Genomic DNA, 19,390 nt, shown 5'->3' with positions numbered 1-19,390 from the left:
GTCCCGCTTCACTCGCCTTACGCAAAAGTTTCTAAATTTACCCCCGAAAATTTAATGTGGGGTGTTTGCCCCTGAGGTTCAATCATGTTTCGTGAAGTAAAGAAAGAAGAGACCTTCCCGCAGATCGAAGAGCGCGTGCTCGGATTGTGGGACAAGGACGATAGTTTCAAGAAGTCGCTTGACAGCCGTCCGGAAACCGAACCGTACACATTCTATGATGGCCCTCCGTTTGCAACGGGCCTTCCGCACTACGGTCACTTGCTTGCCGGTACCATCAAGGACATCGTTCCGCGTTACTGGACCATGAAGGGCAAGAAGGTTCCGCGCGGTTTCGGTTGGGACTGCCACGGTCTTCCGATTGAATCTCTCGTGCAGAACGAACTCGGTCTCGCTGGCGTTGCCGAAATCCAGAAGCTTGGCGTCGACAAGTTCAACGAAACTTGCCGCGGCAAGGTGCTCAAGTACACCAGCGAATGGAAGAAGACTGTGCGCCGCATGGGCCGCTGGGTCGACTTCGACAAGGGCTACAAGACCATGGACAAGAACTTCATGGAATCTGTGTGGTGGGTGTTCAAGCAGTGCTTCGACAAGGGCCTCATCTACCAGGGCTACCGCATCCAGCCGTACAGCCCCGCTCTCGCTACTCCGCTTTCGAACTTCGAAACGAACCAGGGTTATAAGGACCGTCAGGACCCGTCTCTGACGCTCATCTTCCCGCTCAACACGAACGAAGCCAAGTTCAAGGACACGAGCATCCTCGTGTGGACGACGACCCCGTGGACACTTTATTCCAATTTCTGCATTGTTGTTGGCCCGGATATGGACTACAACCTTGTGGAACAGGATGGCAAGAAGTACTGGATTGCCGCAAGCCGTACCGCTGCTTACTTCAAGAACCCGAACATCGTTGATACCTGCAAGGGTTCCGAACTCGTGGGCAAGGACTACGAGCCGCTTTCCCGCATTTCCGATGCATTCGTGACGCCGGACCAGCTGTCCCGCCACTACAAGATTTACCCCGCCGACTACGTGAGTACCGAAGACGGTACTGGCGCCGTGCATACCGCTCCTTCCTTCGGTGAAGAAGACTTCCAGAAGGGCGCTGAACTCGACCTCGGCCTTTTCGACCCGCTCGATACCGAAGGCAAGTTCACCGACAAGGTCCCGATGTGGAAGGGCCTCGGTGCGAAGGAAGCCGACAAGGAAATTATCCGCTTCTTCAAGGAACAGGGCCGCGTGTTCAAGCAGGACACGATTGTGCATAGCTACCCGCACTGCTGGCGTACCGGCGTTCCTCTGATTTACCGCGCCCTCAAGACTTGGTTCCTCAAGATTGACGCTCCTGTTACAAGCAAGGACGGTATCACCAAGACTCTGAAGGAATGGATGGTCGAAAACAACCAGACCGTGAACTGGGTTCCGGACCACATCAAGAACGGACGCTTTGGCAAGTGGCTCGAAGGTGCCCGCGACTGGAACCTTTCCCGTAACCGTTTCTGGGGTACGCCGATTCCGGTGTGGCTCTCTGACGACGGCGACATGATTGCCGTGGGTTCCATCGAAGAACTCCAGCAGCTCACTGGCGTGAAGCTCGACGACCTGCACAAGCACTTTGTCGATAAGCTCACGATTGAAAAGGACGGCAAGGTCTATCGCCGCACGCCGGAAGTTTTCGACTGCTGGTTTGAATCCGGTTCTATGCCGTATGCTAGCCGCCATTACCCATTCGAAAACAAGGAACTCGTGGAACGCAGCTTCCCGGCTGACTTCATCGCCGAAGGCCTTGACCAGACTCGTGGTTGGTTCTACACGCTGACCGTGCTTTCTAACGCTTTGTTCCAGAAGCCGGCTTTCAAGAACGTTATTGTGAACGGTATTATCTTGGCCGAAGACGGTTCCAAGATGAGTAAGTCCAAGCGCAACTACCCGGACCCGAACGACCTTATTGAACGCACGGGTGCTGACGCTATTCGCTTGTTCATGATTAACTCCGCCGCTTTGAAGGCTGAAGACCTCCGCTTCAGTGAAGAAGGCGTGAAGGGCATCGTGAAGCAGGTGATGCTCCCGCTCTGGAACGCCGTTGCATTCTTTGTCTCTAACCATAACGCCGATGCCGCTAAGGGCCAGCTTACGTGGAAGCCGGGTCAGGAAGTCAAGAGCGACAATGAACTTGACCGCTGGATGCTTGCTACGTTGCAGGATCTCGCCGCCAAGGTCGAAGTGGAAATGAAGGCTTACCGCTTGTACAACGTGGTGCCCGCTGTGATTGCCGCGGTGGATGACCTCACGAATTGGTACGTGCGCCGCAGCCGTCGCCGTTTCTGGAAGAGCGAAAACGATGGCGACAAGAACGCCGCCTACGCTACCATGTACAAGGTGCTGGTGGACTTCTCCAAGATTCTCGCTCCGTTCCTCCCGCTCCTCGCCGAAGAAATCTACCAGATTCTCGTGCGCGAAGTGGACGCTAACGCCCCGGTGAGCGTGCACCTCTGCGAATTCCCGAGCGCCGACAAGTCCTTGATGGACGAAAAGCTTGTGGAACGCATCGCCATGGTGCGTGGCATGGTCGAAATGGGCCGTGTGATCCGTGCAACGAACAACGTAAAGAACCGTATGCCGATTGCTAGCATGACGGTCGTTGCTCACGGCAACGAAGAAAAGAATGTTGCTGAAACGATGAAGGACTTGATCCTCGAAGAACTCAACGTTCGCGAAATGAAGTTCCTCGAAGACGAAACCAAGCTCGTGCAGCTCTCCGCCAAGCCGAACTTCCTCGCCATCAAGGCGAAGGGCCCGGATTACGCGAAGAACATGAAGGTGATTTCCGCCAAGCTGAATTCGTTGAGCGTCGATGAAATCAAGGCTCTGCAGAATGGTGAAACCATCAAGTTCGAATTTGGTGAAGTCGGTGCCGACTGCCTGATGCTCAACCGCATCGTGGCCGACGGCATGGCTGTGGAAGCCAACCAGCACTTCACTGTGGCTCTGGACTTGAAGATCACGGACGAACTCCGCCGCGCCTGCGTGGCTCGCGAACTCGTGAACCGCATCCAGAACCGCCGTAAGGACCAGAACTACGCCATCACCGATAAGATCGAAGTGACGCTGTTCTCTGCAAGTGACGTCTTCAAGCAGGCTGTGGCCGAGAATGAAGCCTACATCGCTGGCGAAACTCAGGCCGTGAAGATTGCCTGGGCTGCTACAGCCGATGGCTTGGAAGCCAACGACGCTGATGGCGAAGCCTTCAGCTTCACGACGGTAAAAGCGTAATTGACAGGAATGTCATTCCCGACTTGATCGGGAATCTCCCTGCCAGACCCGAAATACTTTATCCCCGGAATCTAAAATTCCGGGGATATTTTTATATTCATATGAAGATGTTTTGCTCCAATGTTTATTGATGTATTGTGGTAAACCATGTTGTGCTTTATAAAGTATTTCCTGACTCTTATACTATTTGTTGCTTGTGCATCAGGTGACATAGGACCGTCTAAAGAATTGACAAAAGCCCCTCCGCAAAGTGAATATAGAACGGAGTTAGTTCCACCGACGGGTGTGGGTTATTATGTTGATTTTTATGGCCGTATTAGTGACGAAGAAATATCGTGGAAAGATAAGGGGTTTTATATCCTTTTTGAAAAAGATCATCAAAAGAAAATAGGCTTTATCCCATTAGACTCAAATAAAATTCGTATTTATAAGTTCCTTAATTTTCCATCTTGGGATATTGGATATCCGGATATCGGATTATGTGTAGGAGAAAGTTACACTTCCCAGGAATATGAAAATTTTTTCATGGACAAATGTCGTAAAGAATACTCAATTAACTCTATGGATTACAGACTCGTTATGTCTTATTTTTCTGAAAAAAAATGTCCATTAAAAAAAGAGGAATTCCTCCACGTGAATGTGTTGGTGAAACATTGAATATCATTTACTATGACGGAAATGAATATCAATATTTCGACATGATAAGTCCTAAGTGTTTTGATAGCGCCTTGAGGAATAATCCTGAGTCTTTTGAGTATAAACTTTTTTATGAGAAAATAGATGGCATTATGGAAGGTGATTTCCAAGAATGCCGATGGGATAATTTTATAGACTCAGACGTTGTAGAAAAATGTGTATCAAAATATAGATGATTGTAAAATTTATAACTTTATTTATATTTATACATCATGAAGTATTTCCCGTAAAAAAGAAACCGAACTTCTTTATGTTTCCGGAAGGCTTTTTCCCGAGCCTTTGCGGTAGGGCGCCTCGCGCCAGACGCAAGCGAACGCTATCGTGTGGAAGGATTCTACTGCTGGTTTGCAGGAATCTGATGCAGATGGCGAAAAGGTCTTCGTCGAAGCAGTAAGATAGCAGGCTGTGGCCGACAACTGCAAAAGGCGAGGGTCGCGACCGTGCTTGCACGGGCATGACCGAGCCGCTGAGGCTAGGATGCGAAGCATCTATGCTTAATAAGGCGAAAGTCGCATAGTCGTCTTTTTGAGACTTGAATTATTAATCCTCGGAATCTAAAGTTCCGGGGAATTTTGCGTTATACGCAAGACTGCTTCGGTTACGAAATATCGAAATATAAATGTTTCGCTGCTTCGTAACCTTGCACGTCTTTTTTTATTCGGTATATCCCAATCAGTTTACTTTTTATTTTTGTTTTTCGATAATAATTATGCATGTATTAGTATATATGCGCCCGACGTGCGTGGAAGGGGCCTGATTTTAGGGGACCTGGGGGAGCATCGTCGAAAATGGTGAAATTGCCGATTATGATGGAAAAACGGCGTTTTTATTTAAAAAGGAGTCCAATATGGAAGAAAAACAAATTGAAAATGATCAGAAGCAGAACAACAAAACTGTCCCCAACAAGATCGTTCTTCCTCCAAAGAAAGGCGATCCCGGTTACGAAGCGTTCATGAGGAGACTTTTTAGATCAGCAGCTTCGAACATGCTGAGGGATGACGAAATATAAAAGTGGGTAGAATGATTAGACAAGATTTGAAATCAACGCTTAACAATTTTTGGTTTTGGGCGAGTGTTGTTTTTTTTTATATCCACGTTTGTCACAGAGTTGATTATTGAAATCAATAGAGAACGAGAAAATTTCTTGAGGGAGTATACGAGCAAATGCCCTGATGGATTTACCAGTTGGGAAAACACTGAATTTGAAACTACAGACAAGTTTGAAAGAAAAGGCGATACATTGCTCTATTTTCAAAAGCGAATTGAGTCGGGGTGCCGCCCTTTTGATTTTTCGAGAGTTCCTCGTGCTACTGTCGATAGTCTAATTCGTGTCCACAATGTCATTCACTATACTTGGATTGATGGGCTGGTGAACCTTAGTGAAGGAATTTTGTTAAATGCTGACACAATGCGTTCAGAAAAACCTCACAAATACCGTTAAAAACACACTAGATTCGGAGGTGTTTTATGGAAAAGTCGACAATCAGCGATGACCAGCAGGCGTTGCACATGGAAGAAAGTGCAATTGCTGATATTTACAGGGCCCGTAAGGAACGCCGTAGACGCATCCTTCGCGAGAATGTGCCTCTATTTATTCGTAACAGGGAGCGCATTTTTGCTGATGATAAGATGGCGCGTTGCCATATAGACTGCATTCGTTTTGGGCTAGCTTATTCTGGAGAATGGAATGTGCCGGTGGCTTTTTTGGGCGGGTTGCTTCGCTTGTGGGAAAAGCCGATGTTTCAGGCGGAATGCCCGAAGTGTCACGAAACTGCCTATTGTACGGGCGGTGGTGGGAGTCCTCTTTCGGGGGCGAAAAATATCGCGATGACTTGTGGCACGTGCGGTCATCAGTTTGGGACTTCGGTGATGAAAGCTGACGTGAATGCTACTTCTTTTGGAAAAGCCTTGATCGCATCGATCAACAGTTCGAATGCGGGTCTCGGAAGCATGGAAGATGAAAGCCTGCCCATCGAGGATGTTGTCCATATACTGGCACCCTTTTAAGGGTGCTTTTTTGTATATTGTAGAGAACAAATTAAGAGAGTGGAGAAGGATCCCTTATGAAGAAAACGACTTGGAATGTTATTTGTGCCGCATCTGTTCTTGCTTGTGGCATGATGCTTGGCTGTGATGATAATTCTGCATCACCGCAAGAAAATGTTTTGCAGTCTTCATCTTCTGCGGATGTTTTGGGTTCCGGCGCTGGTAATAATCTCAGCTCGTCAGCGGCGCTTTCTTCTGCGGAAAATCCGTTTGCCGAAAGTTCTTCGAGCGTTGCAACTTCGAAGACGTTGTGCCGTATTGATATGACGACGATGCAGGGGTATTACCCGATGGCTTACAATATATCGAAGGTGTCGTTTTGCTTGCCTATGGATAATTGCGACTCTTTGACTCTGGAATTGGGCTTCGCTAAGTGTCATAATAATGAAGCGACAGTAGAGGGCTGCTATTCGATGGCATCTCCGAAGATTGTCGAGGCATGCGATGAATCGTATGATGAAACTTGCGAAACGCGTAATGGTACGGCTTATGTTTACGGAGCTCTTCGTTTGAATTGTCGGAATATTGTGCGGTAGTTCAAGTTTGATTGCGTTTTTGGGTGCTTTGCTTTCATGAAATTTATTTGTCCTTTTATTTTTGCAGTTCTGCTTGCGGCGCCTTTGTGGGCGAAAACGTCGTATTACATATTGCCGGTGCATTTGAAAAATGTTCACGAAGACTATGCTGAAAAAATTGTTTCTTTAACTAAAGAATATGTTGCCGTTGAAGGCAATGAAGTTGTCCCCAATAAGTCTGATTGCGATTACTTGCTGCAAATAAAGTTGATTCGCAAAGAAAAAGGGGTAGCTGTCATTTATGAAAAGCGGAGCCCGGAAGGTGAGTTGCTTTGGTCTTATGGACATATTGCTTATTTACCGGAGGACTTTGCTCCTGTTGCAAGTTATGTTGCTCGGGAAATGGATCGCTGGGAAAAAGAATTTATTTGTGGTTTCGGTTTTGGCGCTATAGGGCTGATTGCTCCGATAAAGTTTGTGGATTACAATTATGAACCGTTTGTGCAGTTCAATGTGGAATCTATCAAGATGGCGGCAAATTTGAATATTGCCTTCTTGGGCTCAAAACCCAAAGGCGTGCATGGCTCCGTGCTGGGCGCTTCTTTTTCTGTGGCGTATATGTTCGGGCGTCGTTTTGTGGTCCCGTATCTGGGTGCCGGTATCAATGGTGGACTCGTCGCAACGGAGATCAAAACAGAGTTTGAAAACAGGTATGGTCTTAAAGAAGAAAAAACGGAAAGTGAATCCGTTGTGACACCGGGATATTTTGTGGAATTGGGACTTTCATTAAAGTTGAAAAATGAAGTCCATATTATGCTGGAATCTCGCTATTTCAGAGAAATTTATAAAATGAAAAATATCCTTGATGGCTCGAAAGAAGTTGTTCATGGTTTTTCTGTTGGAGTGAAGTTTGGCGTATGAGATTCTTTTGCATTTTGTTCGTGATTTCGTTTTGGCTGGTGGGCTGTGCTTCTTATATGAGCGTTTCTGTTTCGGATGGGGCTGGGGATTATTCCATTTACCGGAATGGCGAATTGGTGTGTTCTGCTAGCGATGCCTGCACTATTGAAAATACGGCAGAAAGCGAAATGTATTTGGAAGCGAAAAAGGATGACGTTGTCTATGGTGCCGCGTACGTGCATCGAAAAAAGAAAGAAATAGACCACAGCCACGATGATGAACGCGATTGGTGGACGGGGAAGACGAAAAAAGAAGAAAGGGAAGAGCTTGAAGCTGGAAATAGGGAATTGGCGGTCTTGTTTGCCCTTGTGTTTCCGGTGTTCTTGATTTGTGTGGATTTTGGAGCTTATCCTAATGCGGTTGTGATTCCTGTGAAAGAACCCAATTCCGCGGAGGCGAATTATCCATGGAGTCTGCCGATGGAAAAGGTTAATTTGGCGAGGTGAGATAAAGTAATGAATGTCGTTAATGAAATCCAAAAAGCGCTTTTTGCAAAACAGGATTTAAAGTTCAAAGCTTTCCATAGCAAGCTGATTCCGACGACGGATGCAAAGACGATTATTGGCGTGCGCACTCCTGACTTGCGTGCCATAGCAAAGGAATTTGCAAACCGCCCTGACGTGGAAAAATTCTTGACCATGCTTCCGCATAAGTATTACGACGAAAATCAAATCCATGCGTTTATTTTGTCCTTGATTAAGGACTATGATGATTGCGTGTCGCACATTGATGCTTTCTTGCCGTATGTGGATAACTGGGCAACGTGTGACCAGATGCGCCCGAAAGTTTTTGCAAAGGCCGCGAACCGCAAGCGACTTTTGAAAGATGTTGAACGTTGGATGAGTGCTCCCGTGACGGATGTCTACACGGTGCGTTTTGGTATCGAAACTTTGATGTCGTTCTTTTTGGACGATGACTTTGACCCGAAATTTTTGAAATGGGTTGCGAAAATTCGCAGTGAGGAATATTACCTCAATATGATGGTGGCGTGGTTCTTTGCGACGGCACTTGCAAAGCAGTACGAGGCGACGCTCCCGTTCATTGAAAAACGCGTGCTCGATGTATGGACGCATAACAAGACCATACAGAAGGCGATTGAAAGCTATCGCATTACCGATGAGCAAAAAGCGTATCTGAAGACCTTAAAATTATAGTATCTTTAAAATATGATTGATTATACCGTACAGACCGTAAAAACCGACAATTTTGAAATGGACTACCTCAAGTTTGGCACAGGCGCGCGTACGCTCGTGTTGTTACCGGGGATGAGTCTCAAGAGTACGATGGGCCTTGCCTCGATGGTAGTCGATTCGTATAAAATATTTGCAGATGATTTTACGGTTTATCTGTTCGACCGCAAAAAGAATTTCGGTGAATCGTATCCGATGGAACAGATGGCTGCTGACACTGCTGAAGCGATGGATGCGTTGGGCATTGAACGTGCGTGCTTCATTGGAATTTCGCAGGGCGGCATGATTTCGCAAATCATTGCTGAACAATACCCGCAGAAGGTCGAACGCTTGGCGCTCGGCTGCAGTGCTGCCCGCTTGAACGATATGTCTCGCGCGGTGATGACGGAATGGAAACGCCTCGCCGAAGCTCGCGATATCGAAGCCCTCTGCTCGAATTTTATAGACAAAGTTTTTTCTGCCGAAACAATCCGCAAGTACAAAAAGAGCCTGATGCGCATGAACACGAATGCAACGGAACAGGACATGGCACGCTTCTGCGTTTTGGCAAAGGCCTGCCTTGAATACGATGCATACCCGGGACTTGAAAAGCTCAAATGTCCGACGTTTGTTTTGGGCGCCGAACTCGACCAGGTCTTGGGCGTAATCGCCTCTCGCGAAATCGCAGAAGTGCTAAAGCAAAACGGCACGCCGGTGAAACTCTACGTTTACGAGAACTACGGCCATGCCGCCTATGACGAAGCTCCGGATTACCGTGCAAGGATTTTGGAGTTCATGAAGGGGTAGGGGAATGCTTGTTTGAGGACTTGGTTATCTCGGGTTTTCTCGTGAATTGGGCGTGGCGAGCGTTTTTTTAGCGATTTTATGTTAATTTGCGAAAAAATACACTAAAAAAATGTATATATAAAACGTGCAATTAATATTAGGCACAAAAGCCAAAAAATGTTTTTTAATTAATACCTTGGATGCTCGACTTCTGAGGTGTGTTTTTGTTTAAAATTGGAAAAATTATGGACGAAATTCTTTCTCTCGCCTATTATATCACTTACGCGACTCGTAGGGCTGACGCTCCTATTGGTTTCAACTTTCTTCGTCAAGCAGAAAACTTTATTGCAGCGTTGATGCCTTTTGAAGCTGCTACTCAAGATTACTATGATGACGATCTTGTTGCTTTAATTAATATACACATTGCTAGAGATGAGTTTTTAGATGTCCTAGCGCAAATAGAGCGGGGGGTTCGGCCGCGAAATGTCAGTTTGCCAGTAAGAGGTGTTGTCCCTAATCCTCAAGAACGTCCGAGTTTTTTTGAAAACTATATCAACAATATCCATGATGATAGAACAAAATCGTCGGTTTGCCAGACCATCAATCGCTTGAATGAGGTTATGCAAGGCATTTCCTATAATGGTGTTGATGAAAATGGCAATCCTGTTGTTGAGGCTAATAATCCAAAGTCTAGACCGAATGGTTTGGTTGTTGGTCGAGTCCAGTCGGGTAAGACGCGCAACTATATCGGCTTGATGTTAAAGGCTTTTGATGAAGGTTGGAATACAATCTTTGTTTTAACGAGTAATAGCACTGAACTTCGTACACAGACTGCTAGTCGAATTGCCAAAGATTTTGCCAAAGCCGGTATAACGGATAGGTTTGCTCGTCAGGTAGATGTAAGTATTAGAAATGGAAATCTTCCTGCGAATGACACAAATGGTTTCCTCTATTGGGGCGTGGTAATTAAAGAAGTTAATAATATTGGAAATTTCAAGCAATGGTTGAGTGATAGTCGTGCTGTTCATCAGAATATGCGCGTTATGATTATCGATGATGAAGCTGATAATGCAAGTCCGAATTCTAATAATGATCCCAATTTGTTAGAGGACGCAGAAATTGATTTGGAACTTGAAAAGTTGACTTGTCTTGCTGAAGATGAACAATTTGCAGGACTAGTAGATGTTGTTGAATGGTTCAAAAATCTTAGAACATTGAATGCTGAACATGCTGCATTAATTTTTGCTAAAAATATTTTAGCAGAAGGTGCAAGGTCGGCTACTGTTCAACGCGATGCACTTCTTCGAAATCAAAATTGGTGCAACCTGACTGGTGCGACGGAAGAAATTGTTCGTGAAATTTATAGATACTATAATGTTGGCAATAGAAAGCCAAATGTAAAAGAATTTATTTTATTGGTAAAATCAATTCTGTCTATCGCAACTGACAGAAGTCAAATCAATGGTGGCATCATTGAAATCGTGGATAAGACCCATGATGCTGTCGAATACACGTATAATTTTAAACATTGTGCTTATATTGCCTATACAGCAACGCCTTATGCTTGTATCTTGAATGAAAATCCGAACGCAACTTCCATTTATCCTGATTTTATTCAATCACTAGACAAATCAAATCAGTATTTTGGCCTTGCTGAAATTTTTGGACGGTATGATCCTGATAATCTAAATTCGAGAATGCCTATTTTGCAAACTTTTTCGGACGAGGAAGCTGTTCTCGTTGATAAAGTTAAAAATGGTGCTAGAATAGCGGACGATTTATCTGTTGAAGGTGATGAATGGGTTGGCTTGAAGGATGCAATCAGCTATTTTATTTGTTCTGCCGCTGCTCGCCGCGTACGCCGTTTGAGAGATATTCCTGTTATAGAGAATAATGGAAATGAAGAATTTTATTCGTCTATACGAGACGATTTATGGACATCAATGTTGGTAAACATCCATCATACGATTGGAGTTATGGATGGAGCTAAAGATGCTATAAAAACATATTTGCGAAATTTCTTACGGAGAGACGATTTTATAGATGTTTGTCATGAAGCGTGGGTGCATATGACAGGCGAATTTACCGAAGAATATTTTAGGCAGCTTTTCCCCAATTATGGGGAATTTGAACCCTATCCAAGTTGGGAAGCTCTTTTGCCTCATTTAGAGTATTTTCAAGGCGTGGATAAAATCCAGGTTGTAGTGTTGAATACAGGTATTAGCGGTAGAGAAGATTCAAATCGTTACGCAAATAATGGTGATGGTGTTCAACGTTATACGGATGATCGTGCTTGGATTGTTTGTGGTGGTAACAAAATTTCTCGTGGTTTAACGCTTCCGGGGCTTACTGTTAGCTATTTTGACCGATTGAACAAAACGATTCCCGTGGATACGATGACCCAAATGGGGCGTTGGTTCGGTTATCGTCGTGGTTATGAAATGTTACCGCGAATTTGGATGAAACCTGCAAATTTACAGGAATTGAAGAAAATCGCCCAGGTTGAAGAATTGCTTCATCCAAGCATTAGAGAAAATTTTGATAATCATTATTCTCCGGCTGATCCGAACCATTTCCAAACGGTTTATTCATTTGGTAGAAAACTCTCTGGGAGAGAACAAAGTCGCAGAAGAATGGATGCTCCGATGGGAGCTTTAATCCATTCTAAAGCATTGCCTATTCAGAGAGACTCTGTTTTGGCTGCTTATAGTATTGTTAATCGTTTTGTTACGGAACATCAAGAAAAGGTTCGAAATCCGGAAGAGTACCAGTATAATAAAATTCCTTTATGGGAGAATGTTCCTGTAGAAGATGTTGTTAGGACATTGACCGAATTACGAGATTTCTATCCTGAAAAAACGAAACGCGTTTTGAATGCTTTAATTAGGGATATTAATAGTAGCCTAATAAATGAATGGGATGTTGTCTTAGGTACACCAGCTATTGGAGTGCTGGATAGTGTGCCGGAAAATAGGCCTTGTTTCCGAATAGGGAATTTTATGCTTTCTGGAGCAAATCCGAGAATATTCCATAAGGATGGTGTCTTGGAAGCTGAATCCAGACTTCACATTTCGTTCTATGCTAATTTCCCGACAACTGTTTTGGAAGAAACAACTCAATATTATAAGGATTATTTTAGTCATCATCGAGAAAATGTGCCTCAAGGTAAGGATTTGCCGGAAGGTTTCCGCAACAAATCAGATTCTCGTTATATGGCAAAGGCGTTTGCTGGTTTGAAAATCCCTTCAAATAAGAAGCCTGTATTGCAATTCTATGTGATTGATCCGCAGGGGAATGTAGAAGGACTCGAGGCGGGAATACCTTTAATCGCTATATCTGTTTATTGGCCAGAACACAATCCAGATTACTTCGTTGCAAATGAAGTTGGTTATGAACCTCCTCCACGTTCTATTGACAAAACTCATGTCTTTGTGAAAGTCAATAGAATTCTTCAGGAAGCTAACTTCCCCATGACGACAGCGGCTTTAAGGGCGAAATTCCTTGAGTTTTACCCGCTCCGCAAATTCCCGAATGCGGAAACCGTATATAATGCCAATGTGCGTCGCGGTAATGAGAATGGGTATGGTTATTACCAATTCCCGGGTAAAGATGCTTATGCTTCTATAAATTGGGCTGAAATGGAAAATGCGGAAGCAAAAATTGCTCGTGCCTTTTTGGAAAAAATCGCAATGATTTTACGAGGTACCACGAATCAATTGTCTATTGATGAATTAAAAAATGCAGTTCTTGCTGCGGATGCTAGATGGAATGAAAATTTGATGCCTTCAACTCCGGCTGAATTGCAAAGGCTTATAGGGAATCACCCTGAATATAATTTGAAGTGTGCGCCTGGCCGTCCGTATCGTTTTTGGTTTAATCGTGAGGGAATGTAACTATGGCTGATGCTTTGGATGCTAACTTAAAAGAAGTACTGACTGATTTGATGATGCAAATTGGTCAGACTCGACAGAAGATAGTTCGTCGATTTGCTGGTGACTTCTACTTTTTTTCAAATTTTACTCAGATGGGCGTTGCAATCGCCTTCCGTAATGAAGCGAAGGCGTTTATTCGTCAACTAAAAACGTTCTCTTTAGCGCGTAGTGCTGAACTGCAAACGTCAAATGGCTTGTTGCCTGGCCCGTTTTTGACATTGTCAATTAATCCGCAGGAATTCGACTTTGAAAACTCGCTTTCGGTTGGAATTTTCGTTGATTTGATGATTCGCTTTGTTGATGCTGAATATAGGGAAAAGTTTACAACGGATCCCGATATTTGTTATACGATTCTAGCGGACTTGCTTGGCAATACGTTTAAGGAAACTTCGCCGTATGCAGTACTTGCTGAAGTACAAATGCTGCGGATGCTTAATAGTCAGGGTTTAATTCACTCTGTTCGGGAAAATTGGCCTGGGCCGGATGGTAATGTCCATGATTTTGAACTTGAAAACTGCAGTGTAGAAGTTAAGTCGACTTTGCATGCAAAGGATCGACCTGAACTTGTTATTTCATCTCAACATCAGTTGCAAAGAACAGGGGATAAGCCGCTTTATGTAGTCTTGTTCCAGTACGAAAACACAGGTGATTTATCTATTGGTGAAGAAGTCGCTAGATATGAATCTCCTATGATAGAAATTAATGCTCTTGTTAATAAATTGAAGGATAAGGGGATTGTTGAGGGCTCGCTTTCGTGGCAAAAGCAATACCATTGGATTGAAAATCCTCGTTTTTATGAAGTGACAGACGATTTCCCAAGGATTACAGAAGACATGTTCGTGAATAATCAGTTCCCGCAAGATATAACCAAGATTATTTATCATGTGGATTTGAGAAACCAACAAGCTTACACGTTCGAAGAATTTTTAAACAGAATTTCAAATAATTAGGAGAAAATATGGCTGGTCAAAAGTTGGAGCTTACATGGGTTGGCAAGAATAAGCCGGTAAAACTGGAACCGCGTTTATTGCTAGAAGTGCCCGAAAAGTCTTACTGCGCGAAAACGAAGCATAAAGGCGATATTTTTGATAATATGCTTATTCATGGTGATAACTTACTTGCGTTAAAAGCATTGGAAAGTAAGTTTGCCGGACAAGTGAAGTGTGTGTATATTGATCCTCCGTATAATACAGGTGCTGCGTTTGAACATTATGATGACAATAAGGAACATTCAATATGGTTGAATCTTATGAAGGCAAGATTGGATTTGTTAAAAAAATTGCTTTCAGATGAAGGAATATTGTTTGTTCAAATTGATAATAATGAATGTGCTTATTTGAAAGTTTTATGTGATGAAGTTTTCGGTAGAGAAAATTTCCAAACAATGATTACATGTAAAGTAAAGAGTCAAGGCGGACTCACAGCAAACGATGCAATGTTCTTTGACTGCAGTGAATACATTTTGGTTTATTCGAAATCCGCTACAAAAGTAACGTTTAATTTCCTTAAAACAGCCGTGGAAAAAATTGATTCCAAATCAAAAACTGCGAAGAATTACAATCAAGTTTTGCGGAATATTGATTATAGCAAGATGGAATTGATTAAAGAAATAGATGGAATGACGTATTATAGAATACCTAAAGGGGCTTTTGAAATTATTAGGCTGCCGGTAGCGACAATGACTGCTGTTGATTTTTATGACAATCGGAACGAGATTTTTAGGCTTACGGCTTTAAGTGGAGGAATTGGAAAAAAATTAAAAGAACAGACGGCGGATTTTATAAACAACGATGATTTGTTTGTGTATGAATATATCCCGACCAGAGGTAGGGATGCTGGAAAACGTTCACGCTATTTTTTATACAAGGGTAATAAAGTTAGCTATTTAAACAATTATGTGTCTGTTGATGATGAAAATAAAACTTTGACTAAGTTAGAAGGTGCAAGTAATATAATATTTGAAGATTTGTGGCAAGGTATTGCTTCAGAAGGTGGTGTAAAGCTAAATAATGGAAAGAAACCAGAAAAACTATTAGAAATGATTATTTCTATAGCAACAAATCCAGGTGATTTGGTTTTGGACTCTTTTTTGGGGTCGGGGACAACGGCCGCCGTTGCTCATAAGATGAATCGTCGATGGATTGGCATTGAATTAGGTGACCATTGCGAAACCCATGCGATGTCAAGATTAAAAAACGTGGTTGATGGGACCGATCAAAGTGGAATTAGCAAGTCTACTGGCTGGCAAGGTGGTGGCGGTTTCCGTTTCTATGAATTGGCTCCGTCACTCATCAAAAAAGATGAATATGGAATAGATGTAATTGATCGCAATCATTTTGATGCTGCTAAGCTTGCCGAAGCTGTATGCAAAATTATGGGCTTTGAATATGCACCAAGCCAAGATGAATACTTTATCCATGGACAAAGCACTGAAAATGCGTTTATTTATGTGACGACGAACTTTATGACTGCAGAGCATATTCGTTCCATTAGTCAAAAATTGGGTAATCGTCATTTAAGTATTCTTTGTAAAGCATTTGATGCTGTTCCGGCAGATTGTGAAAATATCACTATTTCTAAAATTCCAAAAGAGATTCTTGACAAGTGCGAATGGGGCCATGATGATTATAGCCTTAATGTTAAGAATTTGCCTATGTCGGAAATTGAATCGGAACCTTCTTTGAATTTGTAGGAGCATCTAAAATGAAGCTTGTTGATAGTATTTCTAAGTGTTTAAGCCTTCGCAAGCCGCAGAAGGTAGCTCTCGAACACCTCTCTGCTGTTGTAGAAAAATTTGCAGAAGCCAATCTTTTGAAAAAAGATGCCGATATTGCAGAACAATTGAACATCGTTCAACAATATCAACAGTCTGCTAGTTTGACTCCTATGTCCGATTTTGATCATGGTTTTAGTTCCATGACATTTGACATGGCTACAGGCGTGGGTAAAACACGTTTGATGGGAGCTTTCATTGCCTACTTATATAAAAAGTTTGGTTTGAAAAATTATTTGATTGTTGCTCCAAATACCACGATTTACGAAAAACTTATTGCTGATTTTACTTCTGGTTTTGACAATAAAAAATATGTTTTTCGTGGGTTGGATCCTTTGGGATGGCCGTCGCATCGAATTATTACAGGGGAAAACTATAATAGCGTTGCTGCGGGGACTGATGTTCTTGATGATGTAACTCCTATTACAGTAAATATTTTCAATATTGCCAAATTGACGGAAAAGCAAAGTGCAAAAGAAAATCATTTAGATAAATCGGATGCCGCTGCAGCTCTTCCCCGAGTTCGTCGAATTTCAGAATTTTTGGGTGATAGTTACTTCAATATTCTTTTGAAAAAAGAAGATTTGGTAGTGATTATGGATGAAGCCCATCATTATAGGGCGAAAGCCGGATATAGCGCCATAGATGAACTTCATCCTGTTCTCGGCTTGGAACTGACGGCTACTCCAACTAATCAAACTAGGAATATCCTATATTCCTATGGTTTACCGCAAGCGATGCATGATGGCTTTGTCAAGATTCCTGCAGTAGCGTATCGTAGCAATTTCAATCCCGCTAATTTCACGCCAGAGGAATTGGAACATTTAAAACTTAAAGAAGCTGATTTAATTCATTCAAACAAAAAGGTTGCTTTGAAGGATTATGAGTTTAATCATGGCTTGAAACAAAATGTTAAACCGTTTATATTTGTAATCTCTAAAGATATCGCCCATGCTAAGCAGATTGAAGAATACACGCAGTCGAAAGATTTTTGTGATGGCAAATACAAAGATAAGGTATTGCGCATAGATAGTTCTTCAAGTGACGAAGAAATTAAAAAGCTGTTATTGCTTGAACACCCTTTGAATCCGTATGAAATTGTGATTCATTGCAACAAATTGGGAGAAGGGTGGGATGTCACGAATCTTTATACGATTGTTCCTTTGCGTGCTGCGAATGAGTTGCATTTGATTATGCAGTCCATTGGTCGAGGGCTTCGTTTGCCTTATGGCAAGCGTGTCGGAGATAAGGATGTCGACCAGGTGGTCGTTGTTTCGCATGATAACTTCGATAAAGTTATTGAACAAGCAATTAAAGAAATGGGCCTTCTAGAAAAGATTGACCTTGGTGCAGGAACTCCTGGCGAAGCCGGTAGTGGCGTTCCGCGTAAAGTGCAGATAACGATGAAACCCAAAACAGAAAAGCTGGTTGCTCCGGTTTCGGCTGGTGCTCCTGCTACGGAAGATTCTGCTCCGTCAATAAACGTTCCTCAACCGAGTTCTGTAAATACGCCTGAAGTTGCGGCAGGTAAGATTCTTACCCAAATGAATGAGGATGCTGGCAAAGGCTTAAAGCCAAACCTGAATAATCCTGTATACGTGCAAACGACAAAAGATTCTTTGGCTGAACAAGGTGTATCTGAAAATGTCGCGGAACAAGGCGTTGAAATTGTAAAACATGTGACGATTGATATTCCTCGAATTACATTGACTCCAAAATTTGCTGTAACATGCAATCTTGACAATTTTACCATTGATGGTACAGAAATAAAGAAGTTGCAACCTGTGGACAATAAATTGATGGTCCGAACGGTGTTGTCAAAGCAGGCTTCTTCTTATATCTTAAAGGTCGAAGAAAGAGGTGATGTCTTTGATGAAAAAGATTTCATGTATCATTTGATGCTTGAAATGGCTGAAATTGACGAAATTGATTATGACAACAATGCGAAAGTTGTTAGTGATATTGCTTGTCAAGTCAAAGATATCCTTCTGCAATGTAATAAACCGTCTAATATTGTTGTGAACTATTTCGGACGGATTTGTGAAATAGTGAAGAAACAACTTTTGGCTCACCGAACTGTTGGTAATTTGGAGTATGAAACTCGTGTAGAACCGGGATATGTCAAATTGCAAATCATAAGCGGAACTATCAACGAAGGTGAAAAAATTCGTGATTTCAGGGACGATAAATTTGTAAAAAGCCAAATTAAGTCTATGGCCTTTAACGGATTTGAAAAATGCCTTTATGATGTTCAAAAATTTGATAGCGATCCCGAACGCAAGTTGATGGTTGAATTGGAATCTGATGAGATTTTGCAGAAGTGGTTCCGTGCAACACAAACTACGTTCAGTATTCCGTATGGTGCAGATGGATCGTGCTACACTCCAGATATCATCATGGAAACAGCAAATGAAAAAATTATGTGTGAAGTGAAGGCTGCCAATAAAATGAAGGACGAAGAAGTTCTTCAAAAAGCGGCTGCCGGAAGAATCTGGTGTGAACGAGCTTCGACGGAAGATATTAAACCATGGAAGTATATCTTGATTTCTGAAGAAGAAATCAACCAAAGGCCGTCTTTAGATGTGAGCGGTTTACTTGCATTGGGCGTTTAAGCTTATATTTCCTTAGTAAAGGGCTCCGCTTTGAGCGGAGCCCTTTGGCTATTGAGCTTTTTTGACTACTTATTTTTATATTAAATTTGTTGCGGGCATTACCAATGTGCAGGATCATGCAAGTGTCCGAAATGAACTGCAAATATTTTTTTCTAAAGAACTTCGTATTTGGGAAAATGGTCTATTTGTTAAATTAGGACTCAATCCGCCTTATGAATTGGCGCCTCCTTCTTCGCCTGACTCTCATTATCCTAATCCTGAAAATACTGATAATGCAAAAGATGGTGAAGTTCGCGATGTTCTTAGTCATGACTATGAGCGTGATCCCAAAAATCGTGCAGCCTGCTTAAAACACTTTGGTTATAAATGCCAAATATGTGGTTTTGATTTTTCAACTTTTTATGGGCCGGAATTTGCTGGGAAAATCGAGGTCCACCATATAGATCCGCTTTGTAGAACAAAATCAGCACATGCGATAGATCCCATAAAGGATTTGATTCCTGTATGCCCTAATTGTCATACTGCTCTACACGGTAAAACGGGTGCAAGTGACGAAGTCTATATGCCTGATGAGCTAAGAGCTATGATAAAACGAGCTAAAAAAGAATGATAATGTTAAGGGCGTTCAAAA

General features: G+C 42.8%; 15 protein-coding genes. All 15 read left to right on the top strand.

The features are described from left to right. Positions 1-84 precede the first annotated feature (84 nt). Positions 85-3,270, top strand: a complete 3,186-nt coding sequence (gene ileS, locus B9Y77_RS10575) for an isoleucine--tRNA ligase (protein ID WP_085491595.1) — start codon at positions 85-87, stop codon at positions 3,268-3,270. Between the two features lie 147 nt (positions 3,271-3,417). Continuing rightward, the gene (locus B9Y77_RS10570) at positions 3,418-3,927 is read left to right on the top strand and encodes a hypothetical protein (protein ID WP_085491594.1); all 510 of its coding nucleotides are present in this window, start codon (positions 3,418-3,420) and stop codon (positions 3,925-3,927) included. Between the two features lie 886 nt (positions 3,928-4,813). After that, positions 4,814-4,975, top strand: a complete 162-nt coding sequence (locus tag B9Y77_RS16000) for a hypothetical protein (protein WP_176221750.1) — start codon at positions 4,814-4,816, stop codon at positions 4,973-4,975. Positions 4,976-5,074: 99 nt separating this feature from the next. Then, positions 5,075-5,407, top strand: coding sequence for a hypothetical protein (locus tag B9Y77_RS15995; RefSeq protein WP_176221749.1), 333 nt, complete (start codon positions 5,075-5,077; stop codon positions 5,405-5,407). A gap of 26 nt (positions 5,408-5,433) precedes the next feature. Beyond that, positions 5,434-5,973 (top strand): hypothetical protein, encoded by a 540-nt coding sequence (locus B9Y77_RS10555; protein ID WP_085491591.1) that lies wholly within the window; start codon positions 5,434-5,436, stop codon positions 5,971-5,973. A gap of 56 nt (positions 5,974-6,029) precedes the next feature. Then, on the top strand, positions 6,030-6,548 hold the full coding sequence (locus B9Y77_RS10550; RefSeq protein WP_085491590.1) for a hypothetical protein: 519 nt from the start codon (positions 6,030-6,032) through the stop codon (positions 6,546-6,548). Positions 6,549-6,584: 36 nt separating this feature from the next. Beyond that, the gene (locus B9Y77_RS15990) at positions 6,585-7,448 is read left to right on the top strand and encodes a hypothetical protein (RefSeq protein ID WP_176221748.1); all 864 of its coding nucleotides are present in this window, start codon (positions 6,585-6,587) and stop codon (positions 7,446-7,448) included. Further along, positions 7,445-7,933: a hypothetical protein gene (locus B9Y77_RS10540; RefSeq protein WP_073424896.1), complete on the top strand. Its 489-nt coding sequence runs from the start codon at positions 7,445-7,447 to the stop codon at positions 7,931-7,933. Before B9Y77_RS15990 ends, B9Y77_RS10540 begins: the two co-directional genes overlap by 4 nt. A gap of 9 nt (positions 7,934-7,942) precedes the next feature. After that, positions 7,943-8,641, top strand: coding sequence for a DNA alkylation repair protein (locus tag B9Y77_RS10535; RefSeq protein ID WP_085491589.1), 699 nt, complete (start codon positions 7,943-7,945; stop codon positions 8,639-8,641). A gap of 12 nt (positions 8,642-8,653) precedes the next feature. After that, positions 8,654-9,463: an alpha/beta fold hydrolase gene (locus B9Y77_RS10530; RefSeq protein ID WP_085491588.1), complete on the top strand. Its 810-nt coding sequence runs from the start codon at positions 8,654-8,656 to the stop codon at positions 9,461-9,463. A 224-nt stretch (positions 9,464-9,687) separates the two neighbouring features. After that, a complete protein-coding gene (locus B9Y77_RS10525) occupies positions 9,688-13,335 on the top strand; it encodes a Z1 domain-containing protein (RefSeq protein WP_085491587.1) in 3,648 nt (1,215 codons plus the stop codon). Positions 13,336-13,337: 2 nt separating this feature from the next. After that, a complete protein-coding gene (locus tag B9Y77_RS10520) occupies positions 13,338-14,324 on the top strand; it encodes a PD-(D/E)XK motif protein (protein WP_085491586.1) in 987 nt (328 codons plus the stop codon). Positions 14,325-14,332: 8 nt separating this feature from the next. After that, entirely contained in the window at positions 14,333-16,066 is a 1,734-nt protein-coding gene (locus B9Y77_RS16135; RefSeq protein WP_085491585.1) for a site-specific DNA-methyltransferase, read from the top strand. An 11-nt stretch (positions 16,067-16,077) separates the two neighbouring features. Next, positions 16,078-18,759 carry a DEAD/DEAH box helicase family protein gene (locus B9Y77_RS10510; protein WP_085491584.1) on the top strand — a complete coding sequence of 894 codons (2,682 nt, stop codon included), beginning with the start codon at positions 16,078-16,080 and terminating at the stop codon, positions 18,757-18,759. Between the two features lie 61 nt (positions 18,760-18,820). Further along, a complete protein-coding gene (locus tag B9Y77_RS10505; protein WP_085491583.1) occupies positions 18,821-19,369 on the top strand; it encodes an HNH endonuclease in 549 nt (182 codons plus the stop codon). Positions 19,370-19,390: the final 21 nt, after the last annotated feature.

It is taken from the genome of Fibrobacter sp. UWB13 (assembly GCF_900177805.1).
GTDB lineage: Bacteria > Fibrobacterota > Fibrobacteria > Fibrobacterales > Fibrobacteraceae > Fibrobacter.
This window is presented reverse-complemented; position numbering and strand designations above follow the sequence as displayed.

Excerpts from the sequence above, each read along its gene's own strand:
- ileS (WP_085491595.1), top strand. The coding sequence starts at position 85 with ATGTTTCGTGAAGTAAAGAAAGAAGAGACCTTCCCGCAGATCGAAGAG.
- B9Y77_RS10570 (WP_085491594.1), top strand. The coding sequence starts at position 3,418 with ATGTTGTGCTTTATAAAGTATTTCCTGACTCTTATACTATTTGTTGCT.
- B9Y77_RS16000 (WP_176221750.1), top strand. The coding sequence starts at position 4,814 with ATGGAAGAAAAACAAATTGAAAATGATCAGAAGCAGAACAACAAAACT.
- B9Y77_RS10555 (WP_085491591.1), top strand. The coding sequence starts at position 5,434 with ATGGAAAAGTCGACAATCAGCGATGACCAGCAGGCGTTGCACATGGAA.
- B9Y77_RS10550 (WP_085491590.1), top strand. The coding sequence starts at position 6,030 with ATGAAGAAAACGACTTGGAATGTTATTTGTGCCGCATCTGTTCTTGCT.
- B9Y77_RS15990 (WP_176221748.1), top strand. The coding sequence starts at position 6,585 with ATGAAATTTATTTGTCCTTTTATTTTTGCAGTTCTGCTTGCGGCGCCT.
- B9Y77_RS10540 (WP_073424896.1), top strand. The coding sequence starts at position 7,445 with ATGAGATTCTTTTGCATTTTGTTCGTGATTTCGTTTTGGCTGGTGGGC.
- B9Y77_RS10535 (WP_085491589.1), top strand. The coding sequence starts at position 7,943 with ATGAATGTCGTTAATGAAATCCAAAAAGCGCTTTTTGCAAAACAGGAT.
- B9Y77_RS10530 (WP_085491588.1), top strand. The coding sequence starts at position 8,654 with ATGATTGATTATACCGTACAGACCGTAAAAACCGACAATTTTGAAATG.
- B9Y77_RS10525 (WP_085491587.1), top strand. The coding sequence starts at position 9,688 with ATGGACGAAATTCTTTCTCTCGCCTATTATATCACTTACGCGACTCGT.
- B9Y77_RS10520 (WP_085491586.1), top strand. The coding sequence starts at position 13,338 with ATGGCTGATGCTTTGGATGCTAACTTAAAAGAAGTACTGACTGATTTG.
- B9Y77_RS16135 (WP_085491585.1), top strand. The coding sequence starts at position 14,333 with ATGGCTGGTCAAAAGTTGGAGCTTACATGGGTTGGCAAGAATAAGCCG.
- B9Y77_RS10510 (WP_085491584.1), top strand. The coding sequence starts at position 16,078 with ATGAAGCTTGTTGATAGTATTTCTAAGTGTTTAAGCCTTCGCAAGCCG.